The organism is Streptomyces sp. DvalAA-43 (assembly GCF_900091725.1).
In the GTDB taxonomy this organism is placed as follows: Bacteria; Actinomycetota; Actinomycetes; order Streptomycetales; family Streptomycetaceae; genus Streptomyces; species Streptomyces pulveraceus.
In genome coordinates this window covers 117,403-144,116 of sequence record NZ_FMBW01000054.1, presented here as the reverse complement: position 1 = coordinate 144,116, position 26,714 = coordinate 117,403, and the positions used below count along the sequence as shown (strand labels likewise).

Genomic DNA, 26,714 nt, shown 5'->3' with positions numbered 1-26,714 from the left:
GGCAGGGAGACCGGGCGCCCCACCAGGCGACTCGGGCCCTCGACGGAACCGGAGGAAGGAAAGTCATGACTGATGTATCCCCCGCCGTGCTCGACGGTGTACTCGCCCGCACCACGCGCCGCCGTACCCGTGTCGGTCTGGTGTCCGGCGGACTCGGTGCGTACTGGCCGCAGTTCCCGGGGCTGCTCGACCGGTTGCGGGAGTCGGCCCGCTCGGTGACCGGGCGGTTCGAGGAGATGGGCTGCGAGGTCGTCGACGCCGGTTTCATCTCCGATCCTCAGGAGGCCGCGAAGGCCGCGGAACGGCTGCGGACGGCCGACTGCGACCTCGTCGTGACGTTTCTGACGACCTATCTCACCGCGTCGATGGTGCTGCCGATCGCCCAGCGCACGCATGCTCCGGTGCTGGTCATCGACCTCCAGCCGACCGAGGCGATGGACCATCCGGACACCGACACGGGCAAGTGGCTGGCGTACTGCGGACAGTGTCCGCTGCCGGAGGTGGCCAATGTGTTCCGGCGCGGCGGGATCCCCTTCCGCTCCGTCTCGGGCCACCTGGGCGACGAGAACGCCTGGAACCGGATCCGCCGCTGGATCCGTGCCGCTCAGGTGTGTGGCGCGCTGCGCCACGGCCGGCACGGCCTGATGGGTCATCTCTACCCCGGCATGCTCGACGTCTCCACCGACATGACGCTCGTCTCCACTCAGTTCGGGGGGCATGTCGAAGTCCTGGAATTCGACGACCTGCGGGTCCGGGTCGCCGCCGTGACGGACGGCGCGGCGGCCGACCGCGTCGCGCTCGCACGTACGGTCTTCACTCTCGATGCCTCCGTCGACGAGGACGACCTCGCCTGGGCGGCGCGGGTCTCGGTCGGACTGGACCGGCTCGTCGAGGACTTCGCGCTCGACAGCCTCGCCTATTACCACCGCGGCCTGGAGGGCGAGGTGCACGAGCGACTCGGCGCCGGCATGATCCTCGGTGCGTCGCTGCTGACCGCGCGTGGCATCCCGATGGCCGGTGAGTACGAACTGCGCACCAGCCTCGCCATGCTGATCGCCGACACCCTCGGCGCCGGCGGCTCCTTCACCGAACTCCAGGCCCTCGATTTCCGCGACCGGGTCGTCGAGATGGGCCACGACGGCCCCGCTCACCTGGCCATCAGCGCCAAGGATCCACTGCTGCGGGGGCTGGGGGTCTACCACGGCAAGCGGGGCTGGGGCGTGAGCGTGGAATTCGACGTCCGACACGGCCCGGTCACCACGTTCGGCATCGGGCAGGAGGCCGACGGCACCTTCACCTTCATCGCCTCCGAGGGCGAGGTCGTCCCGGGACCGCTGCTGGAGATCGGCAACACCACGTCCCGGGTCGACTTCGGCTTCGACCCCGGCGAGTGGACCGATGCCTGGTCCTCGACCGGCGTCGGTCACCACTGGACGCTGTGCACCGGCCATCGCGCCAAGGACCTCAAGGCCGCGGCCGACCTGCTCGGGGTCCCCTTCCGCGTGGTCGACGGACCGAACGACCTGTGAGTCCCGTACGCGGACCCGCACTCCGCCGCGGTCCGTCCCGGTCCGGCTCCCTCCGCTTCAGTCCGTCGCCCCGGGAGTGGCGGCCAGACCGAGTTCACGGGCGCCCAGTGGGGCGAAGAAGAGCGCCACGTCGGCCTCGGTGACCTCGGCGAGGGACGCCGGGCTCCACCGGGGGTCGCGGTCCTTGTCGATGATCTGGGCACGCACGCCTTCCACCAGATCCGGCCTGGTGAAGGCGGTGCACGAGGTCCGGTACTCCTGGTCGAGCACGGCCTCCAGACTGCCGAGCCCGCGTGCCCCGCGGAGCGCGGCGAGGGTCACCTTCAGCGCGGTGGGCGATTTGCCGAGGATGGCTTCGGCGGCCTCCTTGGCGGCGGGGACGCCACTGCGGTCGAGCCGTTCGATGATCTCCTCCACCGTATCCGCCCGGTAGCAGGAGTCGATCCACTCACGGTGCGCGGCCAGTTCACCCTGCGGTGCGGGTGAGGCGTACCGCCGCACCGTCTCCTCGATCTCGGCACCCGTACCGCAGTCGGCGAGGTCCTCGGTGAGGCCGGCGAGGCGCTGCGACGGTACGAAATGGTCGGCGAGCCCGCACAGCAGCGCATCGGCGGCGCCGACCGCGTCCGCGGTGAGTGCCAGATGGATGCCGAGCTCACCGGGCGCCGCACCGAGCAGATGGGTGCCACCGACGTCCGGAACGAATCCGATGCCGGTCTCGGGCATGGCGATGCGGGAGCGTTCGGTGACGACGCGGATGTCGCCGTGGGCGGAGATACCGACACCGCCGCCCATCACGATGCCGTCCATGATCGCGACGTAGGGCTTGGGGAATCGGGCGATACGGGCATTGAGCCGGTACTCGTCGCGCCAGAAGTCCAACGATGTACCGCCGCCGGCTCGGGCGTCGTCATGGATCGTCCGGATATCGCCGCCCGCGCAGAGACCGCGCTCTCCCGCCCCGGTGATCAGGACCGCGGTGATGGAGTCGTCGCGCTCCGCGTCGGCGAGTGCCGCGCCGACGCGCACGACCATGGCGTGATTCAGCGCGTTCAGGGCGCGTGGACGGTTGAGGACGATGTGCCGGACTCGTCCCTCGGTGTGCAGCAGAACGGGATCCTCGTGGTTCATGTATGCGCTCCGGTCAGCCCCTGTGCCGTATCGACCGCCGTTCGCGGACGATCTTCCGCCGCCATTGTCCGGGGCGCGGTCCGTAGCGGGACGGCAGGGGTCCGAGTGCGACCGGTCCGGCTTTCCGGCCGGAATGCGCCGGGTCTCCGCTGTGGCAACCTGCCGGAACCGGTTCGACAATTGAGTGACCCGGTTCGGGCCATGTCGTCCGCAGCCCCGCCCGGCGACCTCCGGAGCAGGAATGACCGATCACGACCAGCAACCGAGCACTTCCGTCCCGCCACGCCTGCTGATCGACAGAACACCGAACGGCGAGAGTTCCACGGCCCAGCGACTTGCCATGAACCGGACGGGCAGCTTCGAGTGGAACGTGGAGGCCGGGACACTCGACATGGACGACGCCGGGCTGCTGGTGTTCGGCCTGGACCCGCAGACCTTCGATTCACGGCTGGAAACCCTGCTGGAACGGCTCGAACCGTCGGAACGCACCCGTCTCGACATGGCGATCGACGAGGCGATCAAGACCGGACGCAGTTCGTACAGCGTGCATTTCCTGGTGCCGACGGCCGACGGCCGGGACCAGTGGACCCACATCCAGGCGCGCATACTGCGCAGCGACGACGGCCAGGTGCAGCGGGTCATCGGGGTGGTGCAGGACGCCACCGCGGAGGTCACCCATTCGGCCTTCGTGCTCGACCTGGAGAAACGGCGACAAAGGCAGACGAGCATCGTTGAACGCACAACCAGCGCGCTGTCACATGCGGTGACCGTCGATGATGTGACCGCCGCGCTCACCGGGCCTGGAGCGCTGGCCCGGCTCGGGGCGGACGGCCTCTCGCTCGGTCTGGTCGAGAACACCACGCTGAGCGTCGCTCTGAGCGGCGATTCATTGGAGGCGATCGACGCGCTCGGGGACGCGGGGCTGGACCGGCGGTTCCCGCTGGCGGACACCGTTCTCAGCGGTCGGCCCAGGTTCCTGACCTCGGTCTCGGCCCTCGTCCAGCGCTACCCCGTACTGGCCCCCTGTGCCGACCGGCTGAGATTCCGGGCCGCCGCCTATCTGCCCCTCGTCGCCCAGGCGCGTTCCCTCGGCACACTGGCCCTCTTCTACCGCGACAACACGTCCTTCAACGCGGATGAGCGCAATCTGTGCCTGGGGCTGGCCGCCATCGTGGCGCAGTCCCTGCAACGCGCGAAACTCTTCGACGAGGAGCGTGAATTCGCCACCGGTCTCCAGTCGGCGATGCTGCCGCGGCGCATCCAGGAGATCGAGGGCGGAGAAATCGCTGTGCGCTACCACGCCGCCTGGAGCGGACGCCAGGTCGGCGGCGACTGGTACGACGTGATCGCACTGCCCAAGAACCGGTTCGGGATCGTGGTCGGTGACGTGCAGGGGCACGATACGCACGCTGCCGCCATCATGGGTCAGTTGCGCATCGCACTGCGTGCGTACGCGGGCGAGGGGCACCCTCCTTCGACGGTGCTGGCCCGTGCCTCACGCTTCCTGGCCGAACTGGACACGGACCGCTTCGCGACCTGTACGTACGCCCAGGTCGATCTCGCTTCGGGGACCCTGCGCGTGGTCCGGGCCGGGCATTTCGGCCCGCTGATCCGGCATATGGACGGCCGGGTCGGCAGCCCTCATGTGCGGGGCGGTCTGCCCCTGGGTATCTCGACGGACTTCGAGGACGAGGAGTTCCCGGAGACCCGGCTGGACCTGGTGCCGGGCGAGACTCTCGTCCTGTACACCGATGGACTGGTGGAGGAGCCGGGGGCCGACATCGACACGGGCGTGCAGGCGCTGATCACCGAGGTGGGTGCCGGGCCTGCGAGCGCCCAGGCCCTGGCCGACCATCTGTCGGACCGGCTCTGGGAGCGTTGGGGGTCGGGGGACGACGTGGCCCTTCTGGTCCTCCGGCGCAGCCCGGACCCCGGTTCGCCCAGGGCCCCCCGGTTGCACCAGTACATCCACCAGGCGGATCCGGAGGGGCTGTCCGACGCCCGCACCATCGTGCGCCAGGCCCTGACCGACTGGGACATGGCCGAACTCGCGGACGACGCCGAGCTGGTGACCGGCGAGCTGCTGGTGAACGTACTGCTGCACACGGAAGGCGGCGCGGTGCTCACTCTGGAGGTGCTGCCGGAACCCGTACGGCGGGTCCGGCTGTCCGTGCAGGACCGCTCCAGCGCCTGGCCGCGGCGTCGCAGTCCGGGCGAAACGGCGACCTCGGGGCGGGGTCTGCTGCTGCTGGATGCCGTCGCCGTGCGCTGGGGCATCGAACCCCGCGGCGAGGGCAAGGCGGTGTGGTGCGAGATCGGCCCCTCGCTGTCGCCGCCGGACGCTCCCCCGTCGAACACAAGTCGGTTATGACGACTGGCCCGAGGACACAGCGGCCCGCGCGGGAGACGGCAGTCCGGAGAGAGATGCCGCCCCACGCACCGGGCGTGGGGCGGCACGTCTCGACCGGTGGTCCTGGCACAGTCCTGCGTCAGGACCACCGGTTCCTTCGTCAGTGCTGCGCGGTACGACGCTTGCGCACGGACCACATGATGCCGCCGCCCGCCAGTAGTACGGCCACTGCGGCTCCGGCGATGATCGGGGTGGCGGACGAGGAACCCGTCTCGGCCAGGTCGGGCGAGCTGGGGCTCGGGGAGGCCGCGGCGGGCGCGGACTTCGAAGGAGCCTCACTGGGCGTGGCGCTCGCGGTGGGCGCCGACGTCGACGGAGCCGGGGACGGCGTGCCCTCGGACGGCGAGGGCGGCGGGGTGGCGCCCTCGCACACGGGCGCCGTCTTGGTCTCGTCGCGCGAGAAGTTGTCGCCGTCACCGGCCTTGACGACGAGGTGGACCGACACCTCCTTGTCGTGGGCAGGCAGCTCAAGCTTCTTGTGGAACTCCCGGCCGAAGGTCTCGGTGGACAGGAGGTCCTTGCCGTCGACGGTGACGGTCACCTGGTTGGTGACGTTGCCGTTGTAGGCGGTCAGGTCAAGGCTCACCTCGGAACAGGTCACGGCCCAGGTGGGAGTGTGAGCTGCGGCCGGGCCGGCGGTAAGCACCGCGCCGGTCAGGCCGACGACCGCAGCGGCCGCGAGCGTTCCCGCAGCGCGCAACGATCTCCTGGGTATGGTCATTGATTCTTCCTCCGCATTTGTTTCATCGCCCGAATGGCGGTGGGGCGCAGAGTACTGCCCCGGCCGGCACCGTGCGCACCCGCCCCAGTGAGCACCTGGCACACCAACTACTCACACATCACCACCAGTTCGGACATGACGGACATGGCACGGAGGATGGCACCATGAGGTCGGCGGCACGGAACACCGGCCGCTGAAACGGCCGGCGCACAGCGTGACGGAGAATCCGGCAACGGGATTGTCAGCACCGCCGCCTATGCCCATGCCCATGTCGGCGTCGGCGTCGGCGTCGGCGTCGGCGTCAAAGGCGACGGTGCATGATGTGCAGGCCGACAAACCCCTGTTCCGGATGGTTGAACCCTTCCGGCAACGTTCCCAGGATCTCGAAGCCGAGCGAACGGTAGAGCCCGACGGCGTGGATGTTCGTCTCCACGACAGCGTTGAACTGCATCGCTCTGAGCCCCGCCGCTCGAGCCCATTCCAAGGTGTGCTCGCACAGGGCCCGACCGACCCCCTGCCCCGAGTGCTTGGGGTCGACCATGTAACTGGCGCCGGCGATGTGCGAGCCATTGCCCATGTGGTTGTTGTTCATCTTGGCCGTACCGAGGATCGTCCCGTGGCCATCGACCGCGACAACCGTACGGTTGGGTGGCTCCAGGAGCCACCAGGATCGGGCATCGGCCTCACCGAGATCGAGTGGGTAGGTGAAGGTCTCGCCCGCGGCAACGATTTCGTGGAAGAACGGCCAGATGGTGGGCCAGTCCTCGGTGGTGGCTTCCCTGATCAGCATGGGGGCCAGAATGCCGGTGCCGTCCTTCCCGCGCGAGTTCTTTATCCACCCGCGACTCCCTCCCGTCCCGGACCCCTCCCGCCCCAAGCCCTCTGTCCGCCGGGCCGCCGCCCAACGGTCGTGGCCGTCGGCATCCGCCTCGTCATGTGTCGTACGGTGCGCGCCCCCGCCCAGGTCGCTGACGGCCCGTGACCTTGGATACGCGCCTGCGCAGGCCGATGCGGGCGAGCAGCCCGAGTGCGGGTTCCGCCACGCCTGTCGGGACATGGACGGAGTCGGGCCCCGAGCCGTACCGAGACCCGACGACGAGGACGGGCACCGCGGCATGGTCAGGCACCGGAACGGAAACAGACGCCGGGTCCGGAGCTGAGTCCGCCGGAACGGACCCGGCGTCGGCGCGGACGTCCGGTTCGGGTGCGCGCCCGTCCCCCGGGGGCTCGAACTCACGCCATTCGCCGCCCGGGCTCGGAGCCGGTCGGGTCTCCCTGGCGTTGTCCAACTCCATGATCAGGCTCACCCGCCGCCACAGCATCTCGTCCGGTTCGTCGGCCCGCATCAGGTGCGCCATGGTCTCTCGCGCCAAGGGCGGCCCTGTCGGTCCGAAGGCCGGTTCGGGCCGGATCCTGGCGAGGTACGCGCGGTCGTACGGATCGTCGATCACCTCCGCCAACTGCACCGGGTCCAGTGTCTCCGCGAGCACGGCCGCGCGGGCCCAGGGATCCTCCGTCAGGCTCAGCAGCCGTTCGACCCGCCGCGAGCGCCAGTTACGCGCACGGCAATCGGTTCCTCCTTCCAGCCGACCGAGCAGCCAGGCCGGGCTCCTGCCCACGAGGAGCCGGGACTCCCGGGCGGCGAACCCCGCGAGCTCGTCGGCGAGATAGAGCCAGACGATCGCGCGGTACCGGTTGAGGTAGAACGTGATCGGCGTGAAGCATCCCGCACGGGCGAGCCTGGTGAAGCGGTCCGGGCTGATCCCGAGCTGCTGTGCCCCCTTCGCCGTCCCGACCGTGCGCACCCTTGCCCGCAAAGCCTCCGGGAACCCCTCTTGCGCCCGGAGCCGGTCGAGCTCGTCGTGTCCGACCCGCGGCCTTCCGCCGTCCTGTCGCACGATCAGGCGGATCAGCCCCAGATGCACCGCGATCGCGAACTCGCCGCGCTTCAGATGGAGTTCCTGTGCCGCCGTGCCCACCGCCATCGTGTCGGCGGTGGTCGTGCTCACCACCTTCACACCGGCGGCCTCCGCGCACACGTCTTCAGAAACAGTCATGACGCTCTCCCCACGAGATTCGATTACTCTCTGTGAGCACCGTAACTCGGAAGAGATTCCGCCCGCTCGGCCTGTGGATAACTTGACCGGTCGGCCAGGACGTGGGCGACCGGACCCGATCGGACTGGACGCAGCCGACCCGGACACCGACGGCTCAGACGCCGTCGGCCCCTTCGTCCGCCCCCTGCCGTGCGGCGACACCCAGATGCTCGCCGACCCTGTTGACGAGCAGCGTCATCTCGTAGGCGACCTGGCCGACATCGGCCTCGGCCTCGCTGAGCACGCACAGACAGCTGCCGTCCCCGGCCGCCGTCACGAAGAGGAGCGCCTCGTCGAACTCGACCATGGTCTGACGGGCCTTCCCGGCCCGGAAGTGGCGTCCCGACCCGCGGGCCAGGCTGTGGAGCCCGGACGAGACCGCGGCAAGATGCTCGGCGTCCTCGCGGGCCAGCCCCGTACTCGCCCCCGTCACCAGCCCGTCGTTCGACAGCACCAGTGCGTGCCGTATGTGCTCGACCCTGCTCGTGAGGTCGTCAAGGAGCCAGTCGAGTCCCCTGTCCAGCGCCATTTCCCCGCTCCTCCCCGCTCATACGTTCCCCGTGCCCCGTTGGCATAAGCCTTGCGCACCGGTCACGCAGGGGCAAGCATTCCTCGGTCATGTGGCTTGGTCCGGACCCCGGCGCCGGCCGGCCCGCCCGCACGGTGCGGGCGGGCCGGCCGGTGCCGGGACGGGTGTCACTCGCAGAACACCCGCACCTGCCCGTCGGGGTCGTCCACGTCGACGGTGACATCGTCGAGCTGCTCGATGAACTCCTCGATGTGCTGCGGCTTGAGCTCGGCGAGGTCGATCGGCACCCCGGACCTGCTCAGCCCTGCGTTGATCCTGGCGAGCGCCTGCGGCGGGACGAGGCTCGCGAGCCGGACCCCGGCACGCGGCAACTGCAACGGGATCTGGACGTCGACCCTGCTCGCCCCGTCGGCGCCGGGGCCGTCCGCCGCGTTCACCACCACACGCAGGTACTTGGGGCGGGGCTTCGGGCGGGGCGCGGCCGTCTGCGGCGACTCGGACCGTTCTCGTTCGAGGGCCCCGATCAGCCGCTCCGCCTCATCCGCAGTGATCTTGCCGTTGGCCAGCAGGTCCAGGATCTTGCGGCGCTGCTCGTTCATCGTCCTTCTTCCCCTCTGAGTCATCTGACGCTTATCAGCCAGGCCGTGCGGCCCTGCTCGATCTCGATACGGGTGCCGGGCAGTGCACACAGCAGTTGCCCCGTGCCGCGCACAGCGCCCACCGGGCTCACACGGGTGACGAGGCATGCGACCAGCCCGACCGGCACGGCGAGCAGCAGGAGCGGTGAGAGCACCAGCAGAACCGGGAGGACCGGGACGTACAACCGCCGTCGACGGGCGTCGGGACGGCACCGGCCCACAGTCACCAGCTGCGGAATCATCGGGTCCGCTCCAGCTCGGCCAGCGCTTCCTGGGCGCTGATCTCCCCCCGTTGCAGGCGGTCGATGACGTCGGCGCTGGTGGGCGGGGGGGCGGTGTCGACGAAGTCGAGCTGTTCGGCGATCCGTTTCAGCCGGGACTTGATCGTCGGGTAGCTCACCCCGAAGATCCGCTCCATCTCCTTGATCGAACCGTGCGCCCGTACGAACGCGGCGACGAACACCTGGTCGTCGGCTCCGAGCTGCGCCAGCTGCGGCGGATCGAACCGGCCTTCGACCGCGATGCCGCTGTCGGCGAGGCGGACCCGTTCGACCACGAACGGCCGCCCCTGCGTCAGATCCGTCAGCTCCTGCCAGTCCACTCTCGACTCCCCTGCGTTCGGCGACACGCTCACCATTCATTTGTACCTTGAGTTTTTGAATGTTCCAACTCATGAATCTTGATTTCTCTTATTTGATCTTCAATGATCTGGAAGGCGGAGAGGAGTAAGCAGGGTCTTGACCTGGTCGAGCACGCCCACGAGACGGACGCCTACACTGAGTGCTTCGAGTGCGGGGAATCGGGCCACGCGGACAGGGAGAGCAAGAGTGTCGACAGCTGCCGACGGCGGTATCGAGGATCCGCCCGCGGAGGTACTGGCGGAGGCCGCAGCGGCCTTCGGCCTGCTGGCGACGCCTGCCCGGCTGCACATCGTGTGGGCCCTGTCCCAGGGCGAGAGCGATGTGACCGGACTCGCGGACCGGGTCGGCGGCACCCTTCCTTCGGTGAGCCAGCATCTGACGAAACTCAAACTGGCAGGTCTCGTCCGGTCCCGGCGCGAAGGCCGCCGACAGGTGTATCTGGTCGACGACCCCGATGTGGTGACCGTCGTCCGGCTGATGGTCGGCCAGCTCACGGAGCGTGCCGGACACGCGCCCGCACGCGCCTCACGTCTCCGTGGGCTCGGTGCCTGAGAGCAGTGCCGCCGCAGGTCCCGGCAGCACCGACCCCGACGCGCCGTCCGCCGTCGTCGTCCCGATGGCGGGCGCGGCCGTCGACCGGGGCGCCGCTCCCGGTGTCGACCACCCCCGCACCGGGGATGCCGCACCGACCTCCCTCCAGGTGCTCCGGTCGCTGGACAGCGGACCCCGGGGACTGCTGGAGGAGCAGGCCGGGGAACGACTGACGCGGTTCGGCGAGAACACCCTTCCGGCCTGGCGGCCGGTCTCCTGGCCCCGTCGTTTCCTGCGCAGTCTGCGGGATCCCTTCACCTCGGTGCTGCTGTGTCTGGGCCTGGTCTCGGCGGCGGTGGCCTCATGGGGCACGGCGTCCGTGACGCTGGTGCTCGTGGTCGTCAGCTGTCTGTTGCGCTCGGCGGAGGAGCACCGGGCTGACCGGTCCACGGCCGCGCTGCGGGCACTGGTGGCGACCACCGCGACGGTGCTGCGCCGGGCGGACCCGGACGCCGCACCGCAGGCCCGCGAGTTGCCGGTCGAGGAGCTGGTGCCGGGCGATGTGGTCCGGCTCGCTCCGGGCGATCTCGTACCTGCCGATGTGCGGCTGCTGCGGGCCAGCGGCCTGACCGTCCATCAGTCGGCGCTCACCGGCGAGTCGGCGCCGGTCGCCAAGCATCCCGTCGATACGCCGTCACGGCCCCTCGCCACCGACGCCGTGTGCGGCGACGTGGAAGGGCTGTTCACCCGGCCCGAGCTGTGTTTCCAGGGCAGCAGCGTGGCGTCGGGCAGCGGTACGGCAGTGGTGACGGCGACGGGTGCGGAGACCCGGTTCGCCGCCGCGTACGACGGTTCGGCGCGCCGCCGCGGCGCAAGCGCCTTCGACCGTTCGGTGCACGGAATCTCATGGACGCTGATCCGCTTCATGCTGCTCACCCCGCCCCTGGTGCTCATGGCCAACGCGGCGCTGCGCGGCCGGGGCCTGGAGACGCTGCCGTTCGCCGTCGCGGTGGCCGTCGGGCTGACTCCGGAAATGCTGCCGGTGATCGTCACGACGGCGCTGGCCAGAGGCGCCTCGCTGCTGGCCAGGGACCATGGGGTCATCGTCAAACGGCTGCCCGCGCTGCATGATCTCGGTGCGATCGATGTGCTGTGCGTGGACAAGACCGGAACCCTCACGCAGGACCGTCCGGTCGTCGAGCATTCACTGAACGCCTCGGGCCGGTCCGATCCCGAGGCGCTCCACTGGGCCGCGGTCAACGCCCTGTGGACGCTGCAGCTCGCCGATCTGCCCGCGCCCGACGCACTCGACGAAGCGGTGCTGGACGCGGCCGAGGAGCAGGACGAGGCGTTGTCCGCGTACGACGGTGTCGCCGCGCTGCCGTTCGATCCGGTACGCCGTGTCGCCACCGCGGTCGTCCGCCGTCCCGGGAGGCTCGGCGTCCACACGCTCGTGACCAAGGGGGCCGTCGAGGCGGTGCTCGAACGGTGCGCGCTGGACGAGCCGGAACGGATCCGGCTGAGCGCATTCGCCGCGCGGGAGACCACGAACGGTCTGCGGCTGCTCGCCGTGGCCCGTACCGAGCGGCCGGCCCGGACGCGTGCCTACACGGCCGCCGACGAAAGGGGGCTGGCGTTCCTCGGCTTCGTCGCACTGCGGGACGCGCTCACACCGAGCGCCGCCGATGCGCTGGACGCGCTGCGGGACCGGGGCGTCGCCGTCAAGGTGCTCACCGGTGACGATCCGGGCACCGTCGCCCGCGCCTGCCGCGACCTCGGCCTCGATCCGGGCGAGGTCATGTCGGCGGAGCGGATCGACGCACTGTCGGACCAGGCGCTCGCGGAGGCCGCCGGCCGGACCACGGTCTTCGCCCGCTGCACACCGGAGCACAAGGCACGAATCGTTTCCGCACTGCGCACCGCCGGGCGGACCACCGGGTTCCTCGGGGACGGGGTCAACGACCTGCCGGCGATGCACGCCGCGGACATCGGCATCTGCCCGCGCAACGCCGTCGATGTGACGCGCGAGACCGCGGACGTGGTGCTCGCCGAGAAGGACCTCGCGGCCATCGACGACGCGATCACCGCAGGTCGGCTCAGCAGCGGGAACATCGCCACGTATCTGCGCATCACGCTGTCGTCGAACCTCGGCAATGTCATCGCGATGCTCGCGGCGGGCCTGATGCTGCCGTTCCTGCCGATGCTTCCCGCACAGGTCCTGGTGCAGAACCTGTGCTTCGACGTGGCGCAGCTCGCCTTCGCCTTCGACCGGCCGGCCGCCGAGGTGCTGCGGTGGCCCACGGTGCTGCGTCCGCGCGACTTCCTCCGCTTCATCACAGGTTTCGGTCTGCTGAACGCCACCGCCGACCTGGCGACTTTCGCGGTGCTGGCCTTCGCCCTGCACGGTTCCGCGACATCCGGCGGACAGGAGGCCTTCCACTCGGGATGGTTCACCGAGAACCTGCTCACCCAGGCCCTGGTGATGCTGCTCCTCCGCACGGGCGGGCAGGCGGCCGGCGGTCGCAGCGGCGGTCCCCTGCGGGTGGCCGCCTGTGGTCTCTCGGTGGTCGGCCTGCTGCTGCCGCTCACTCCGCTCGGTGCGCTGCTGGGTATGAGTGTGCTGCCACCGCTCTACTACCTGTTGCTGGCTACGGTGCTGGCCCTGTACGCATACGGACTGCGGGCGGCGCGCACCCGCTACGAGCGGAAGTGGAGCCAGTCGTGATCCCGTCCCCCGGCGTCGCGATTCCGGACCGCCGGGGCACCGCGCCGAGAGCGGTGTCCCCGCGTCCTGTGGCCGGTCAGCCGTACGACAGGTCCGCACACGGGTCGTCGTCGGCCGACCTGGCCTCGTCGGCGACCGTGGACGGAACAGCGGAACGGGTCGGTGCCCCGGCGGCTGCCGACGGGTTCTGGGCGTAGGAACTGCCCACGATCACCTGGATTCCGGCCGCACCGGACTCGGTCGTCCGGGCTCCGGCGAAGAGCCGTGCGGTGGTCTCCGCCTGCTCCCGCAGGCCGGGCCCGTACTCGATGACGGTCGAGGCGTAGTCCTGGCTGCTCGCCGTGGCCGTGTTCGTGACGGTGAAGTCGCGGGAGCGCAGGAGGTCGGCCGCCTGGGCGGCGAGCCCCCTGACCGTGGTTCCGTTGTAGACGGCGACGGTGATCCCCTTGCCGGAGACCGGGGCGTCCGCGTGGCCGCCGTCCTTCCTGTCGTCGTTCTCCGACGACTTGCCCGACCCCTTGCCACTGGCGTCCTTGCCGTCGACCGTGCGGTTGGCCTTCAACGAGGCCCAGAGCGCGTCGGCGTCGGGTTCGACGATCGCGACACGTGCGCCCTCGTAACGCCAGGGAACGGTCACGAACTTGGTGTTGTGCAGGTCGATCCGCTTCATCGACAGGGCGAACGACAGCAGCCGGTCGGCCGATCCGAGTCCGGGGTCGACGGTCATCGCATCGGTGGCCGCATTGGCCAGGGGCAGCAGCGTCGTGGGGTTCAGCCCCTGGGACTTGACCTTCTTGATGAGGGCGGCCACGAATGCCTGCTGCCGCTTGATACGCCCTATGTCCGAGCCGTCACCGATGCCGTGCCGCAGCCGGACGTAGTCGAGTGCCCGCTGCCCGGAAACGGTCTGCGGGCCCTTCGTGAAGATCCTGGCCCCTCGGGTGGGCCGCTTCGGGCTGAGGTCGCGCTGGTAGATCTCCTGGGGCAGGCACACCGGCACGCCGCCGACGGCCGAGGTCAGCGCGGAGAATCCGGCGAAGTCGATGACGACGGTGTGGTCCACGCGCAGACCGGTGAGATTCTCCACGGTGTTCTGGGTGCAGGCCGGGTTTCCCTCGGCGGTCTCCCCCACCGAGAACGCGCTGTTGAACATCACGTCGTGCTGCGGAGCGGTCCACTTGCCGTCGGGTCCCTTGCAGGCCGGTATGTCGACCAGCGCGTCGCGCGGAATGGACACGGCGACCGCGTGTTCCTGGTCTCCGTACACATGGAGGAGGAACGCGGTGTCGGAGCGCCCCACCGCGCCCGTGCCTCCGCCGAGTTTGCCGTTCTCGCCCGAGCGCGAGTCCGATCCGATGACCAGGACGTTCTGACCCTCCGAGGAACCCGGCGGCCGATCGCCGGAGATCCCGTCCGCGCTGAAGGTGTCGATACTGCCGCCGAGTTTGAGATAGCCCCACCCCACGCCGGCGACCAGCAGCACGAGGAACGACAGCCCGAACATGGCTGTCCGCCGCAGGCGCGCTCCCCTGCCCCTGCCCGCTCCCGCTGTTCGGCTTCCCGTCATCGGCCACCCCGTCCATCCGGTTTCCATGGGGCAGGACGTGCTCCGCCACCCCAGGGTTGTACAGTTGCGCAATGTAGCAAGCATTGATGTCCGAGCGGATCATCCGACCTGCCCATAGTCAGCCTGCAACACCGGTCGTGGGCGCCGAGCTAAAACACCGGTCAAAGCACCGAAAGGAAGGGTGGGACGCACATGTTGCGCAACGGTCTCGAACCCTGGCACCTGTTGATCGTGGCGGTCGTGGTGATCGCACTGGTCGCCTCGAAGAAACTGCCGGACACGGCCCGAGCCCTGGGCAAATCCATGCGGATCCTGAAGAGTGAGGCGAAGGCCATGAAGGACACCGACGCACAGGAGCCCTGTACCGACCCGCAGTCCTAGGACCCGGCGCACCAAGGTACGGCACGCCCCGCGGAGGTTCACTTCAGGGCTTGCGCAAGCATGGGAACCATGGTCACGACTCCGTCGTTGGCCTGGTGACGGCCTAACCAGTGCCGCTCACCGAATCGCTGGACCACTGGATCAATGGAGGATGTTTCATGGGTGTGACCCTGGCCAAGGGCGGCAACGTCTCCTTGTCGAAGGAGGCACCCGGCCTGACCGCAGTGACGGTCGGCCTGGGCTGGGACGTACGGACGACGACGGGCGCGGACCACGACCTGGACGCGAGCGCCCTGCTGTGCTCGGACGCGGGCAAGGTCCTCTCCGACCTGCACTTCGTCTTCTACAACAACCTGACGAGCCCGGACGGTTCGGTCCAGCACACCGGCGACAACCTGACCGGTGAGGGCGAGGGCGACGACGAGTCCATCAATGTGGACCTGTCGACGGTCCCGTCGGACGTGGCCAAGATCGTCTTTCCGGTCTCCATTCATGACGCGCAGAGCCGGGGACAGAGCTTCGGCCAGGTCCGCAACGCGTTCATCCGCGTGGTGAACCGGGCGAACGGCGTCGAGCTGGCCCGTTACGACCTCAGCGAGGACGCCTCGACGGAGACCGCCATGGTCTTCGGCGAGCTGTACCGGCACGGTGCGGAGTGGAAGTTCCGCGCGGTCGGCCAGGGGTATGCCTCTGGGCTGGCGGGAATCGCGTCGGACTACGGCGTCAACGTCTGACCGGGTAGGACCGCACGTATCACGGGCTCGGGCCCCTTCACTCCCTCCGGTCCGTCGGAGCGGGGAGTCGGGGCCCGGACGGCCCGCGGAGTCCCGGCCGGACCAATCCATGTCACCGCCGCGACGGCGGCGGTGTGCTCCGTGACGGGTCATAGCCTCGCTCACCGATCCATGACGGGTCGTAGCCTCGCTCACCGAATGGTCGCCCTCCACTCCCTTACGTTTCGCCCTGTATCGCTCCTTCGGCGACTGAGCGATCATGTCCGTATGGCCGATGATCACACACGCGTCCAGGAGTTCTTCACCGCGCGAGCTTCGGACTGGGACACCCGCTTCCCGGACGACGCGCCCGCTTTCGACGCCGCCGCGCGCTCCCTCTCGTTGCACCCCGGGGACGCGGTGCTCGACGCCGGCTGCGGAACGGGACGGGCGCTTCCCGCCCTGCGGGCGGCCGTCGGACCGCAGGGCACGGTCCTGGGTGTGGACCTGACGCCGGCGATGCTGGCGTCGGCGGTGCGGGCGGGGCGCGACCACGAGGGGACACTGCTCCTCGCCGATGTCGCCCGCCTCCCCCTGAGATCAGGGGCGTTGGACGCGGTGTTCGGGTCCGGGCTGATCTCCCATCTGTCGCACCCCGGTCCCGATCTGGCGGAACTGGCACGGGTGGTACGACCGGGCGGGCGGCTGGCGCTCTTCCACCCCATCGGGCGGGCCGCCCTCGCGGCACGCCACGGCCGCCGGATCACGGACGACGATCTGCGGGCCGAGCACAATCTCAGCCCCTTGCTGGCACGTTCGGGCTGGCGGCTCGATACGTACACCGATGAGGACGACGGCTACCTCGCCCTGGCCGTACGGACGCCGTGACCTGCCCGCCCCGGTCCGCCCGCGCTCACTCCACCGGAGCGTCGGAACTCCGGTGGTGCGGGACCGGACAGCCGCCGACGCCCGGGACCGGGAACGTCCCCAGCGCGGAGACCTCGTAGCCGCCCGGGTAGCCCTTGATCTCCGGGTTCTGCCGGGCGTAGTGCGGAGCGGAACGCGGCGGCAGGAGCCGCACCGCGCGGGCCCTCAGCCGCAGGGCGCCGTGCGTGAGGTCACGGGTGGCGCGGCCGGGGCGTTCGTAGCGGAATGCCCGCAGCAGGGAATCGTCGAGCAGCGCGAGAGCGACCTTGCGCGCGACGGGGGCCAGGGGACGCGGATACCAGGAACCCATCAGGTCCAGGGTGGCGTCGGAGACACGGCGTCCCCCTTCGTCCCAGCCGAAGTGCTCCGCCTCGTAGGTGTCGAGGGTGTGCTCGAAATCCTCGTACGTCCGGGGCAATTCCTTGATGCCCATGTGGGCGCCCAGGGCCCGGTAGTAGGCGGCGCATGCGCGCAGTTCGTGACTGGAGAGCCGGCGCCAGCCGTAGCTGTCGATCCAGCGCTTCGGGGTCACGACGAAGGTGCAGAGCACGTAACGCATGTCGTCATTGCTGATGTCGTAGCTGCGGTGCATCTGGTTGATGCGACGGAGGGCCGTACGCCCCGAGTCGCTCTCGAAGCCGTGCTCCAGGACGGTGTCGAGAAGCAGCGCCGTGTCGTCGTAGCGCTTCTGGGAACGGTCCGTCAGTTCAGCGGTCTGCGCGAGGAGCCGGCCGATGCTGGGTACGGCATAGGTGCGGTAGAGGGCCAGTTCGAGAGCGCGGGCGATGTCCCAGGGGAACTCGTAGGTCGCCATGAGCCGATAAATTCGGAGGAAGTCCCGTTCCGGATCCAGGCGCCGGATCTCCTTCAGCCGGTCGTACCGCTTCACCTCACTGCCCCCTTGTATCGGCCGGAGGTCCAACTCTACGTCGACGGGGAACACCACACATGGATACCAGCACGTCACGCACTCACACTCCCCCGGGAAGGCGGTCCCCGTGATCGACATCATCGGCAGCCTCCGCAAGGCCGTCACCCCCGACCGCAAGGGGGCCCGATCCGCAGCGCCCGCCAAGGAGGACCGCCACAGGCAGCACAATCTCTTCGAGGCGGCCGCCGCCTTCGTCTCGGCCTCCGTGGAGGAGGACCAGGCGCGGATCGACGAAGCGAGCGGCTGGGTGTCGCCCGAGGCGCTCTCCTTCGGTGTCAGCGAGCTGGCCTGCCGGGCCGTCATCGCGCTGGCCCGCGAGCGCGGCGAGTCCCCGCAGACAGTGGCGCGTACGCTGCTCGGCCTCCCGCCGACTGAGGGGTGACGTTCGCCGTACCACGGACCTGCCGCCCCTCCTTGTCAGGGCCTCGACGAGTGGGTTACTCACTCGTTAAGGTGCGCCGACGGACAACGACGACGGACGAGGAGGGTGCTGTGGCTGCGCCGAACGACACGGTCGCCGAGGACGACGCGCTGTATGTGCTGACCGCGGTGCTGCTGACCCCGGCACAGTTCCCGACCGTCCTCGGTGACGACTACCCGGCCGCGTGTGCGGCGCTCGCCGTCGAACCGTACGCCGAGGGGTACGGGCTCGTCCTCGGCCAGGACGGCACCGGTGCGCGGTGGACCGTCGTCGTCGATGACGTGTCGCTGGTCGCCGTCGCGATCGCGGCCTGGGACTGCGGCATGGAGTACGACCTCTCCCCCGACGACCGTTCGATGGTCTGTGCGCTGCCCGGCTGGCCGCTCCCGGTGGCGGTCGCCGCTCCGGGCGTGGCCGCGCCGCACGATCCGTTGCCGGATCCGGATGACGAGGGCACCGCTCCGGCACCGCTGTCACCGCCCGACACGGAGTCGTGGGGACCGGCCCAGCGGCGCATGGGAGCGGACGAGATAGCCCACCGGTGGGCCGCTTGGCGCGAGCAGATCGACGACGAGACGGCCTTCACCACCCCGGCGGGTTCGGACGGCGCGGGGACCGGGGGCGAGCCGGACGGTCAGGGGACCGGCCCCAGAGCCGAGGCCGTCTCCGGAGCCGGGCCCCGGGCTGAACCTGAACCTCACCCTGAAGTAGAGGTTGAGGTCGACGTCGAGACCGGGCCTGTGGCCACCGACGGGGGCGAGGCCGACACAGCCTCCGGGAGGGAGGCCGCGGACGCGCCGTCCGGGGCGCACCCCGGCGTACGGCGCGCGCTCGCAGAGGCTCAGGCCTACGTCGACACCCCGCCGCCACCCGGCCGTGTCCGGTCCTCCTTCGCCACGGGCGACGCGCGGATGCTGCGCGTCGACGGCCCCGGCTGGTCCCTGGTCGCCAGGACCGACGACATCGCGTTCGTCCTGCTGGACGAGGAGCCGGGCGAGGTGCTGCCGGTCGGGCGGGGCGCAGCTCTGCCCGGCCTCCTGACGGCTCTGGACGCGCTCGCGGTACGACCGGCCTGACCCCTTCTTCTCAGCGGCTTCTCAGCGGCCTATTTCCTTGCGGGTGATCCTGCGGAGCCTGCGTCGCTGGCCGGGGTCCAGCATCAGATAGGCGATCGCCGGAACTCCGACCAGGACCAGCAACGACAGCCAGAAACCGATGAACGGCATCAGGATGACCGCTACGACCACTCCCCCGATGGCGATCTTCGCGCTGTTCGACATCGTCCGTGCCTCCTTCGCGGCCCGAGGCCGCATCTGCTGTGAGAACGCATGTGCGCGTGCATCGGTTCCAGCGGGCCCGCGGGGGCTCACCTCAGGGGCTCGCCGACCTCGTGCATGTGCTGGAGCGCCTGTCGGTAGGACTCGATCAGCCCGGTCTCCGCGTACGGCATGCCCAGCGCCTGGCAGTGGGCGCGCACCATGGGCTGCGCCAGGCGCAGGTGGGGGCGGGGCATGCTCGGGAAGAGGTGGTGCTCGATCTGGTAGTTGAGCCCGCCGAGGAACCAGTCGGTGAGGACGCCGCCGCGTACGTTGCGCGAGGTGAGGACCTGACGCTGGAGGTGGCCCCAGCGATCGCCGTCGGGGTCCGGCATCTCCATGCCCTTGTGGTTCGGCGCGAAGGCCATGCCCAGATGGAGCCCGAACAGCGCATGGTGGACGAGCGCGAAGATGATGGCCCTGCCCGGGGACAGGACGGTGAGCAGCAGCGCCGCGTAGAGGCCCAGGTGCATGACCAGGAGCAGTGCCGAGAGCACGCGTTCCCGGGCGGGCTGCTGTCGCAGGTACTGGAAGCCGGAGATCTTCAGGGCGATGCCTTCGAGGAGCAGCATCGGGAAGAAGAGGCGGGCCTGGTTGCGGGTGAGCCAGCGGGCGAAGCCCTCGCGCTGGGCCGCCTGCTTCTGCGTCCAGACGAGCGCGCCCACACCGACGTCCGGGTCCTTGTCGATGTGGTTGGGGTTGGCGTGGTGGCGGACGTGCTTGTCGTTCCACCATGCCTCGTTCATGCCGAGGAGCAGGTTGGCGTGGACCAGGCCGATGGCCCGGCTCGTCCTGCGGTCGCCGGTTATCTGCGCGTGTCCGGCGTCGTGGCCGACGAACGCGGTGCGTGACCAGAAGACCGCCAGCGGCAGCGCGAGCAGCAGGGTCCACCAGGTGTTGCCGAGCAGGAACATGCCGGTGATCACGGCGCCCAGCGCGATCAGGTTGGCGGCGATGCCGGCCGTGTACCACCCGGTCCGCCGCTCCAGCAGTCCCTGCCCCTTCACCGCCCGCAGCAGGGGCGCGAAATCGCTTCCCTGGGCCTGGGCGGTTCCGGTGCCGAGGGCACCTGTGGTACTTCTCGCTCCAGCACTTCCCGCACTGTCACGGGCGCCTTCCGCTGCGGTGGCTGTGGCCTGGGGCATGACGTCTCCGGTCTATGAAAAGCTGCGCCGACCTGTAGAAACGTACGGTCGGCGCGGGTCCGGAACCATGGCGCCACCACCCCGGGTCTCCGGGGGTAAACCCCCTGCCCCGAGGGGGGTGCTGCCTCCACCCCGGGGATACGGACACGTCTCCCGGCCGTCGAGCGGCCGGGACTCTCGACGGTCCGAATGTGACCTGAATCACCGGCATTCCACTCACGTCGGGTGACGTCCGTGGGGTACCCTCGGCGACCCGACCCCCACTAGTCAAATTTGAGGAATTCGGCATCGCTGTGCACAGACTCCCTGCGGCAACGCTCTCCGAGATCTCCGCACTCTCCGCCTGCTCCGTGGTCTTCCTGCCCGGGGACCCTTCCCGTACCGGCCGGGTCGCCTTCTGGCACCCGGACGGCAGCGGCCCGCCCGACGGCCCCGGTTCCATGGCGGAGCTGACCGTCGTCGGCGCCGACGCGCATGCGTACGCCGTACCGGCACGGTGGCTTCCGGTCCGCGACGCGCTGCCGGTGCTGACGCGCGCGCGGGCCTCGGCGCATGCCTCCGGCGCGGCCGCGTTCTGGGGTACGGCCGCTCTTCTCGCCCTCCAGTTCGCCGCCCGGGGGCTCCTGCTGCCGGGGCTCAGCGGCACGGATCACGATGCCTGGCGGGCCGGCCCTCTGACCGCCGAGGACCAGTCACGGATCCGGACGCTCGCCGCCTCGATGCCGCCCCTGGCCCACGCGGTGCCGCTCCCCGGAACCGCGCAGCCGGTGCTGCTGCCCGAGCCCGAGTGGCTGCTGCGCGCGTTCCTCGACGCGGTGGTGGACGGTCTTCCCCGCACCCCCGCCGCGGCGTTCGCCGGTGGCGGACCGGCCTTCACCGCGGACGAACCACAGCGGCTGCCCGGCCTCCGGTCCTGGGCCACCGATGTCTCGGCCGGCCACGACGCGGGCGTCCGGCTCTCGCTCCGGGTGGAGGCGTCCGGCCTCGCCGCGCCCGAGGAGGGCGACGAAGGCTCCGCCGGTCCCTCCTTCCGGGCCGTCCTGCAGATCCACAGCGTCAACGATCCGACGCTGGTCGCCGATGCCGCCGAGGTCTGGGCGGGGGATGCGCGCACCGCCGCGGCCTTCGGGCCCCGCGCCCGGATGGACGCGCTGCTGGCACTGCGCCGCGCCGCCCGCGCCTGGCCTCCCCTGTCTCCGCTGCTCTCCGCCGCGGTGCCCCACTTCGTGGAGCCGGCCGACGACGAGCTCGCCGAGCTCCTCGGCCCCGCCGGAGGGGCCCTGGCCGCGACCGGTGTCCAGGTGCACTGGCCCAAGGAGCTGGCCCGCACGCTCACCGCACGCGCCGTGATCGGACCGCCGGACGACGAGGGCGGCGAGGAGCGGGACGCGCCGGGACGCGGCGGTTCGGAGGCGCCGTCGCTCCTGTCCGCGGACGCGCTGCTGACGTTCAACTGGTGGTTCGCGCTCGGTGATCAGAAGCTCAGCCGTGCCGAGCTGGACCGTCTCGCCGAGGCGAACCGGCCGGTGGTACGGCTGCGGGACCAGTGGGTGCTGATCGATCCCGAGGAGGCCCGGCGGGCCCGCGAGACCCAGGACCGCAAGGTCACGCCGATCGACGCGCTCGGCGCGGTCCTGACCGGTTCCACCGAGGTCGACGGCCACCGGGTCGAGGTCCGGGCCACCGGCTGGCTGGAGCGGTTGCGCCGCCGGGTGGCCGATCCGGAGGGCGCCGGTCAGCAGGGCGAGCCGCAGCCGATCGGCCCGCCCGCGGCCCTGGCGGCCACCTTGCGCGACTACCAGCTGCGCGGTCTGAACTGGCTGCACACCATGACCTCGCTCGGTCTCGGCGGCTGTCTCGCCGACGACATGGGGCTCGGCAAGACCATCACTCTGATCGCTCTGCATCTGCACCGCCGTAGCATCGAATCGGCCGCCGGGCCGACGCTGGTGGTCTGCCCGACGTCACTCATGGGGAACTGGCAGCGGGAGATCGAGAAGTTCGCGCCGGGGACGCCGGTACGCCGTTTCCACGGCGGATCACGCAGTCTTGCCGACCTGTCGGATGGCGAGTTCGTCCTGACCACGTACGGCACCATGCGGCTCGACGCGGCGAAGCTCGGAGAGATCCGCTGGGGCATGGTGGTCGCCGACGAGGCGCAGCACGTGAAGAATCCTTATTCGGCGACGGCCAAGCAGCTTCGGACGATTGGCGCACAGGCCCGCGTGGCGCTCACCGGAACCCCGGTGGAGAACAACCTCTCCGAGCTGTGGGCGATCCTCGACTGGACGACGCCCGGACTGCTGGGACGGCTCGGCACTTTCCGCACCCGCTACGCACGGACCGCGGAGGGCGGCGACCCGGCGGCCGCCGAGCGGCTCGCCGCGCTGGTGCGGCCGTTCCTGCTGCGACGGCGCAAGTCCGACCCGGGCATCGCGCCGGAGCTCCCGCCGAAGACCGAGACGGACCGTACGGTGTCTCTGACGGCCGAACAGACGGGTCTGTACGAAGCGGTGGTGCGCGAGACGCTGGCCGCGATCGCCGACGCCGACGGCTTCGCCCGGCGGGGTCTCGTCGTCAAGCTGCTGACGGCGCTGAAGCAGATCTGCAACCACCCGGCACAGTACCTCAAGGAGAACGAGCCGCGGATCGCGGACCGTTCGGGAAAGCTGGAGCTGCTGGACGAGTTGCTCGACACGATCCTGGCGGAGGAGGCGAGCGTGCTGGTGTTCACCCAGTACGTGCAGATGGCCCGGCTCCTCGAACGGCATCTGGCGGCGCGCGGGGTCCGTACGCAGTTCCTGCACGGCGGTACGCCCGTCGCGGAACGCGAGGCGATGGTCAACCGATTCCAGGCGGGCGAGGCCCCGGTGTTCCTGCTGTCGCTGAAGGCGGCCGGCACCGGCCTCAACCTCACCCGGGCCGGCCATGTCGTGCACTTCGACCGCTGGTGGAACCCCGCGGTCGAGGCACAGGCCACCGACCGCGCGTACCGGATCGGGCAGACCCAGCCGGTGCAGGTGCACCGGCTGATCGCCGAGGGCACCATCGAGGACCGGATCGCCGACATGCTGGCCCGCAAGCAGGGGCTCGCGGACGCGGTGCTCGGCTCCGGCGAGGCGGCGCTGACCGAACTGACCGATGCGGAACTGACCGATCTGGTCGAGCTGCGAGGGGGCACCCGATGAGTGACGGACACGACGGCGAGTACGAGAGCGACGGAGGCCGTGTGCCTGCCCCCGGGCAGGAGCGGACCTTCGCCGCACTGCCGCCCGCGCAGGGCCGCGGCTTCGCCCGCACCTGGTGGGGCCAGGCATGGCTGAAGGCGTTGGAGGACACCGCGCTGGACGGCCAGCAGCTCAAGAAGGGACGCAGGTTCGCCCGCGAGGGCCGGGTCGGTGCGGTCTCCGTACGGCCCGGCCGGATCACCGCGATGGTCCGGGACGGGGTCTCGTCCACGTACCGCAGCGATGTACTGCTCCAGGAGTTGAGCGAGGCGGACTGGGAGCAGTTCCTCGGCATGGCCGTCGAACGGGCCGGGCACATCGCGGCGCTGCTGGACCGCGAGATGCCGCCGCATCTGGTGGAGGACGCGGCGGCGGCCGGGGTGGAGCTGCTGCCCGGGATCGGCGATCTGGACCCGGAGTGCACCTGTGACGCATGGGACCACTGCCCGCACACCGCCGCGCTGTGCTACCAGGTGGCCCGGCTGCTGGACCAGGACCCGTTCGTGCTGCTGCTGATGCGGGGGCGCGGTGAGCGGCGGCTCCTGGACGAGCTCCAGGTCCGCATCGCGGCCCGCGCCGAGGGGCACGGGCCCGTCGGCCCGGCCGACCCCGCCGCCGGGGCCGCGTCCGCGCAGGCCGACGACGGAGGTGTGCGGGCGGACGAGGCGTTCGCGGCGCGGGACATACTGCCCCCGTTGCCCGCTCCTGCCCCGCTCCCCGCGGAGCCCGGCCCCGCGCCGTCGTTGGACACGGAGACCGAACCGCAGGCCGGGGTCGACCCGGCCGCTCTGGAGATGCTGGCGACGGACGCCGCGGCGCGCGCCCACCGGATGCTGGCCGAGGCGCTCTCCCCCGGCCATGAACGGCAGCCGCCGCCGGTCGGGCTGACGCCGCAGCAGGACGCCGTGCGGCTGGTCGCGGAGGCCCGGCCCCCGTCCTGGATCGTGAAGCGGCTGGCCGCCGGCTCGGAGCGGCGACAGGTCGAGCTCGATGCGGCGGTGCGGGCGTGGCGGTACGGCGGGGCGGCCGCGCTCGCCGTGCTCGAAGAGGAGTGGACACCCGGTCCCGAGGAGCTGGCCAGGGCGCGGGCCCGGCTCGCCGGGGCGTGGGAGGAGAGCGAGCGGCCCCGACTGCGGGCGGCGGGCAATCGCTGGACGGCGGCGGTTGGTGACGTGCAGCTCCGCTACGGCCGGGACGGGCGCTGGTGGCCGTACCGCAAGGAGAGCGGGCGCTGGGTCCCGGCCGGTCCGGCGGACGACGATCCGGCGGCCGCGCTGGGCGGTTTCGACGTGGCGGACGACTGAGGGCCCGTTCGCAGGGCCCCCGACCCGGCGGCCGGCCAGTTCGTACGCCTCCCGGGCGGACGGCCGGGCGCCGGTTCGCACGGGTCTCAAACGAACGGCCGGGCGCCGGTTCGTACCGTCCCCGGGGCGATCGACGACGGGCGGAGGGCGGCCGTGAGCCTCCGCCGCCCCTGTCCGTCGTCGCGTTCTGTCCGTGCGTTCAACTGGATGTCACCATGCGTTGAGGGCGAGGACGGAACCTGACGGCCGTAAAGCGCTGTTCGTGCCCCAGGAGGCCCCATGTCCCCGCGTGTTGTCCGTCGTTCTCTTGCCATCGGCCTGCCGCTCGCCCTGCTCGGCACGGTGTGCGTGGCCGGAACGGCGACCGGCGCCCAGGACCGGCACCAGCGTCCGGAGCGTACGGCGCGGGTCACCGGGACGGCGGTGCTCGGTGACATTCCGCTGGCCCGTTTCAGCAACGGGCTGCTGCCGGGGACGGTCGCGGACGACCGGGGGGTGGCACTGGGCGGCATCGGCAGCGACATCTATCCCGCGGGCCGCCGGGGCGAGTTCTGGACGGTCACCGACCGGGGGCCCAACGGACAGATCAAGATCGACGGGAAGAAGCGGCGCACCTTCCCCGTCCCCGGCTTCGACCCGGCGATCGTCAAGGTACGGGTCAGCGGGAAGCACATCCGGGTACTGAAGGCCATCCCGATCACCACCCGGTCCGGTGCCGCGGTCACCGGTCTGCCGAACCAGCGGGACCGCGACGAGGCCCCGTACACCTACGACGCGAAGACGCCATTGGAGTACAACCCGAACGGCCTGGACACCGAAGGCATCGTCCGCGCCGCCGACGGCAGCTTCTGGCTCGTCGACGAGTACGGCCCCTCCCTGGTGCATGTCTCGGCCCGCGGCCGGATCCTGACCCGCTACGTACCGCGGGGACTCGGGCTGACGGGCGCCGACTACCCGGTGGTCGAGGCGCTGCCGGGCGTGCTCCTGCACCGGAAGATCAACCGCGGTTTCGAGGGCCTGGCCCTCCTCCCCGGCGGCGATCTGGTGCTCGCGGTCCAGAGCCCGCTCTCGCTGCCCGACCAGGACGCGGGCGAAGCTTCGCGCAATGTGCGCCTGCTGCGCTTCTCGACGAAGAAGCGCGCGGTCACCGCGGAGTACGCCTACCGGTTCGACGCGGTGGATGTCGTGGACCCGGGCGAGGACGACACCTCCGAGCTGAAGGTCTCCTCGGTCGTCGCGATCGGCGGGAACGATCTGCTGGTCGAGGAACGCACGGACAGGGCGGCGCGACTGCACCGGGTGACGCTCCCGCACGGCTCGGGAATCCTGGGCTCGGCGTGGGACGACGCGACGACGTCTCCCTCGTACGAGGAACTCACCGACCCTTCGGCGTCGGGCGTACCGGTGCTCCGCAAGAGTCTGGTCGTCGACCTGGGCAAGGTCGCGGGCGTGCCCGGGAAGGTCGAAGGGGTGGCGGTGACCGGCCGCGACACGCTCGCCCTCATCAACGACAACGACTTCGGGATGACCGACGGGGCCGAGGCCTTCGACGCGAACGGCCGCCTGATCGACAGCGGCATCGAGACATCCGTGACACAGCTGAGGCTGCCGCGCCCGCTGCGCGGCTGACCCCGGGCGCCGCGCCCGCTCATGGGCGCCGTGCCTCGTCCCGGTCCTCGGCGGGGAGTACCCGTCGAGGACCGGGGACCTCTCTTCACCCGGTCCGTCCGGTGCTTCACCACCCCACGGAGCACTCACCGGGGCCGTTGAGCCCGGATGCCCGCCGCCGAGCCGGGACCGCCGTACATTCCGGTGAACTCCCCCGTCCACA

At 70.6% G+C, this 26,714-nt stretch carries 24 protein-coding genes; 12 read left to right on the top strand and 12 right to left on the bottom strand.

Annotated elements, in window-relative coordinates; translation table 11 throughout:
- Positions 1-65: 65 nt before the first annotated feature.
- Positions 66-1,529 carry an L-fucose/L-arabinose isomerase family protein gene (locus GA0115234_RS22485; RefSeq protein WP_093544484.1) on the top strand — a complete coding sequence of 488 codons (1,464 nt, stop codon included), beginning with the start codon at positions 66-68 and terminating at the stop codon, positions 1,527-1,529.
- A 57-nt stretch (positions 1,530-1,586) separates the two neighbouring features.
- On the opposite strand, the gene GA0115234_RS22480 is transcribed toward GA0115234_RS22485, so the two are convergent.
- Entirely contained in the window at positions 1,587-2,660 is a 1,074-nt protein-coding gene (locus tag GA0115234_RS22480) for an enoyl-CoA hydratase/isomerase family protein (RefSeq protein ID WP_093544481.1), read from the bottom strand.
- Positions 2,661-2,901: 241 nt separating this feature from the next.
- On the opposite strand from GA0115234_RS22480, the gene GA0115234_RS22475 reads away from it, so the two are divergent.
- Positions 2,902-5,031, top strand: a complete 2,130-nt coding sequence (locus tag GA0115234_RS22475; RefSeq protein ID WP_093544478.1) for a SpoIIE family protein phosphatase — start codon at positions 2,902-2,904, stop codon at positions 5,029-5,031.
- Between the two features lie 139 nt (positions 5,032-5,170).
- Here the strand turns inward: GA0115234_RS22475 and GA0115234_RS22470 are convergent, their stop codons facing one another.
- The 7 genes from GA0115234_RS22470 to GA0115234_RS22440 all read right to left on the bottom strand — a co-directional run bounded on the left by GA0115234_RS22470 (position 5,171) and on the right by GA0115234_RS22440 (position 9,682).
- Positions 5,171-5,791: an LAETG motif-containing sortase-dependent surface protein gene (locus GA0115234_RS22470; RefSeq protein ID WP_093544475.1), complete on the bottom strand. Its 621-nt coding sequence runs from the start codon at positions 5,789-5,791 to the stop codon at positions 5,171-5,173.
- 301 nt (positions 5,792-6,092) lie between these two features.
- Positions 6,093-6,581, bottom strand: a complete 489-nt coding sequence (locus GA0115234_RS22465) for a GNAT family N-acetyltransferase (protein ID WP_093544472.1) — start codon at positions 6,579-6,581, stop codon at positions 6,093-6,095.
- Positions 6,582-6,723: 142 nt separating this feature from the next.
- Positions 6,724-7,848, bottom strand: coding sequence for a DUF6397 family protein (locus GA0115234_RS22460; protein ID WP_093544469.1), 1,125 nt, complete (start codon positions 7,846-7,848; stop codon positions 6,724-6,726).
- A 154-nt stretch (positions 7,849-8,002) separates the two neighbouring features.
- The gene (locus GA0115234_RS22455) at positions 8,003-8,416 is read right to left on the bottom strand and encodes a roadblock/LC7 domain-containing protein (RefSeq protein WP_093544466.1); all 414 of its coding nucleotides are present in this window, start codon (positions 8,414-8,416) and stop codon (positions 8,003-8,005) included.
- A gap of 167 nt (positions 8,417-8,583) precedes the next feature.
- On the bottom strand, positions 8,584-9,015 hold the full coding sequence (locus GA0115234_RS22450; RefSeq protein ID WP_093544463.1) for an SHOCT-like domain-containing protein: 432 nt from the start codon (positions 9,013-9,015) through the stop codon (positions 8,584-8,586).
- Between the two features lie 20 nt (positions 9,016-9,035).
- The gene (locus GA0115234_RS22445; protein ID WP_093544460.1) at positions 9,036-9,296 is read right to left on the bottom strand and encodes a hypothetical protein; all 261 of its coding nucleotides are present in this window, start codon (positions 9,294-9,296) and stop codon (positions 9,036-9,038) included.
- The gene (locus GA0115234_RS22440) at positions 9,293-9,682 is read right to left on the bottom strand and encodes a DUF2089 domain-containing protein (protein ID WP_256088771.1); all 390 of its coding nucleotides are present in this window, start codon (positions 9,680-9,682) and stop codon (positions 9,293-9,295) included. The genes GA0115234_RS22445 and GA0115234_RS22440 overlap by 4 nt, the downstream gene beginning before the upstream one ends.
- A 199-nt stretch (positions 9,683-9,881) precedes the next feature.
- Here GA0115234_RS22440 and GA0115234_RS22435 point away from each other — a divergent pair, with 199 nt between their 5' ends.
- Both GA0115234_RS22435 and mgtA read left to right on the top strand, forming a co-directional pair.
- On the top strand, positions 9,882-10,247 hold the full coding sequence (locus tag GA0115234_RS22435; protein ID WP_093544455.1) for an ArsR/SmtB family transcription factor: 366 nt from the start codon (positions 9,882-9,884) through the stop codon (positions 10,245-10,247).
- Positions 10,231-12,951, top strand: coding sequence for a magnesium-translocating P-type ATPase (mgtA, locus tag GA0115234_RS22430; RefSeq protein WP_256088770.1), 2,721 nt, complete (start codon positions 10,231-10,233; stop codon positions 12,949-12,951). Before GA0115234_RS22435 ends, mgtA begins: the two co-directional genes overlap by 17 nt.
- 76 nt (positions 12,952-13,027) lie before the next feature.
- Here the strand turns inward: mgtA and GA0115234_RS22425 are convergent, their stop codons facing one another.
- A complete protein-coding gene (locus tag GA0115234_RS22425; protein WP_093544452.1) occupies positions 13,028-14,455 on the bottom strand; it encodes an LCP family protein in 1,428 nt (475 codons plus the stop codon).
- A 255-nt stretch (positions 14,456-14,710) separates the two neighbouring features.
- Here GA0115234_RS22425 and tatA point away from each other — a divergent pair, with 255 nt between their 5' ends.
- The 3 genes from tatA to GA0115234_RS22410 all read left to right on the top strand — a co-directional run bounded on the left by tatA (position 14,711) and on the right by GA0115234_RS22410 (position 16,500).
- Positions 14,711-14,899, top strand: coding sequence for a Sec-independent protein translocase subunit TatA (tatA, locus tag GA0115234_RS22420; protein WP_093544449.1), 189 nt, complete (start codon positions 14,711-14,713; stop codon positions 14,897-14,899).
- A gap of 158 nt (positions 14,900-15,057) precedes the next feature.
- Positions 15,058-15,633 carry a TerD family protein gene (locus GA0115234_RS22415; RefSeq protein WP_093544446.1) on the top strand — a complete coding sequence of 192 codons (576 nt, stop codon included), beginning with the start codon at positions 15,058-15,060 and terminating at the stop codon, positions 15,631-15,633.
- Positions 15,634-15,900: 267 nt separating this feature from the next.
- Positions 15,901-16,500 (top strand): class I SAM-dependent methyltransferase, encoded by a 600-nt coding sequence (locus GA0115234_RS22410; protein WP_093544443.1) that lies wholly within the window; start codon positions 15,901-15,903, stop codon positions 16,498-16,500.
- A gap of 25 nt (positions 16,501-16,525) precedes the next feature.
- Here the strand turns inward: GA0115234_RS22410 and GA0115234_RS22405 are convergent, their stop codons facing one another.
- The gene (locus GA0115234_RS22405; RefSeq protein WP_093544440.1) at positions 16,526-17,428 is read right to left on the bottom strand and encodes an oxygenase MpaB family protein; all 903 of its coding nucleotides are present in this window, start codon (positions 17,426-17,428) and stop codon (positions 16,526-16,528) included.
- 118 nt (positions 17,429-17,546) lie between these two features.
- Here GA0115234_RS22405 and GA0115234_RS22400 point away from each other — a divergent pair, with 118 nt between their 5' ends.
- Together GA0115234_RS22400 and GA0115234_RS22395 are read left to right on the top strand one after the other, a co-directional pair.
- Entirely contained in the window at positions 17,547-17,852 is a 306-nt protein-coding gene (locus tag GA0115234_RS22400; protein ID WP_370804544.1) for a hypothetical protein, read from the top strand.
- A 110-nt stretch (positions 17,853-17,962) separates the two neighbouring features.
- A complete protein-coding gene (locus GA0115234_RS22395; protein ID WP_093544434.1) occupies positions 17,963-18,967 on the top strand; it encodes a hypothetical protein in 1,005 nt (334 codons plus the stop codon).
- A 21-nt stretch (positions 18,968-18,988) separates the two neighbouring features.
- On the opposite strand, the gene GA0115234_RS22390 is transcribed toward GA0115234_RS22395, so the two are convergent.
- Together GA0115234_RS22390 and GA0115234_RS22385 are read right to left on the bottom strand one after the other, a co-directional pair.
- A complete protein-coding gene (locus GA0115234_RS22390; RefSeq protein WP_093544432.1) occupies positions 18,989-19,171 on the bottom strand; it encodes a hypothetical protein in 183 nt (60 codons plus the stop codon).
- Between the two features lie 86 nt (positions 19,172-19,257).
- On the bottom strand, positions 19,258-20,352 hold the full coding sequence (locus GA0115234_RS22385; protein ID WP_093544429.1) for a fatty acid desaturase family protein: 1,095 nt from the start codon (positions 20,350-20,352) through the stop codon (positions 19,258-19,260).
- Between the two features lie 293 nt (positions 20,353-20,645).
- Here GA0115234_RS22385 and GA0115234_RS22380 point away from each other — a divergent pair, with 293 nt between their 5' ends.
- The 3 genes from GA0115234_RS22380 to GA0115234_RS22370 all read left to right on the top strand — a co-directional run bounded on the left by GA0115234_RS22380 (position 20,646) and on the right by GA0115234_RS22370 (position 26,512).
- Positions 20,646-23,540: a DEAD/DEAH box helicase gene (locus tag GA0115234_RS22380; RefSeq protein WP_093544426.1), complete on the top strand. Its 2,895-nt coding sequence runs from the start codon at positions 20,646-20,648 to the stop codon at positions 23,538-23,540.
- Positions 23,537-24,883 (top strand): SWIM zinc finger family protein, encoded by a 1,347-nt coding sequence (locus GA0115234_RS22375; RefSeq protein ID WP_093544423.1) that lies wholly within the window; start codon positions 23,537-23,539, stop codon positions 24,881-24,883. Before GA0115234_RS22380 ends, GA0115234_RS22375 begins: the two co-directional genes overlap by 4 nt.
- A gap of 279 nt (positions 24,884-25,162) precedes the next feature.
- The gene (locus GA0115234_RS22370; RefSeq protein ID WP_093544420.1) at positions 25,163-26,512 is read left to right on the top strand and encodes an esterase-like activity of phytase family protein; all 1,350 of its coding nucleotides are present in this window, start codon (positions 25,163-25,165) and stop codon (positions 26,510-26,512) included.
- The last annotated feature ends 202 nt before the right edge of the window (positions 26,513-26,714 follow it).

Bases quoted from the DNA above. Each gene is read 5' to 3' on its own strand.
- GA0115234_RS22485 (WP_093544484.1), top strand. From the start codon at position 66: ATGACTGATGTATCCCCCGCCGTGCTCGACGGTGTACTCGCCCGCACC.
- GA0115234_RS22480 (WP_093544481.1), bottom strand. From the start codon at position 2,660: ATGAACCACGAGGATCCCGTTCTGCTGCACACCGAGGGACGAGTCCGG.
- GA0115234_RS22475 (WP_093544478.1), top strand. From the start codon at position 2,902: ATGACCGATCACGACCAGCAACCGAGCACTTCCGTCCCGCCACGCCTG.
- GA0115234_RS22470 (WP_093544475.1), bottom strand. From the start codon at position 5,791: ATGACCATACCCAGGAGATCGTTGCGCGCTGCGGGAACGCTCGCGGCC.
- GA0115234_RS22465 (WP_093544472.1), bottom strand. From the start codon at position 6,581: ATGCTGATCAGGGAAGCCACCACCGAGGACTGGCCCACCATCTGGCCG.
- GA0115234_RS22460 (WP_093544469.1), bottom strand. From the start codon at position 7,848: ATGACTGTTTCTGAAGACGTGTGCGCGGAGGCCGCCGGTGTGAAGGTG.
- GA0115234_RS22455 (WP_093544466.1), bottom strand. From the start codon at position 8,416: ATGGCGCTGGACAGGGGACTCGACTGGCTCCTTGACGACCTCACGAGC.
- GA0115234_RS22450 (WP_093544463.1), bottom strand. From the start codon at position 9,015: ATGAACGAGCAGCGCCGCAAGATCCTGGACCTGCTGGCCAACGGCAAG.
- GA0115234_RS22445 (WP_093544460.1), bottom strand. From the start codon at position 9,296: ATGATTCCGCAGCTGGTGACTGTGGGCCGGTGCCGTCCCGACGCCCGT.
- GA0115234_RS22425 (WP_093544452.1), bottom strand. From the start codon at position 14,455: ATGTTCGGGCTGTCGTTCCTCGTGCTGCTGGTCGCCGGCGTGGGGTGG.
- tatA (WP_093544449.1), top strand. From the start codon at position 14,711: ATGTTGCGCAACGGTCTCGAACCCTGGCACCTGTTGATCGTGGCGGTC.
- GA0115234_RS22415 (WP_093544446.1), top strand. From the start codon at position 15,058: ATGGGTGTGACCCTGGCCAAGGGCGGCAACGTCTCCTTGTCGAAGGAG.
- GA0115234_RS22410 (WP_093544443.1), top strand. From the start codon at position 15,901: ATGGCCGATGATCACACACGCGTCCAGGAGTTCTTCACCGCGCGAGCT.
- GA0115234_RS22390 (WP_093544432.1), bottom strand. From the start codon at position 19,171: ATGTCGAACAGCGCGAAGATCGCCATCGGGGGAGTGGTCGTAGCGGTC.
- GA0115234_RS22385 (WP_093544429.1), bottom strand. From the start codon at position 20,352: ATGCCCCAGGCCACAGCCACCGCAGCGGAAGGCGCCCGTGACAGTGCG.
- GA0115234_RS22375 (WP_093544423.1), top strand. From the start codon at position 23,537: ATGAGTGACGGACACGACGGCGAGTACGAGAGCGACGGAGGCCGTGTG.
- GA0115234_RS22370 (WP_093544420.1), top strand. From the start codon at position 25,163: ATGTCCCCGCGTGTTGTCCGTCGTTCTCTTGCCATCGGCCTGCCGCTC.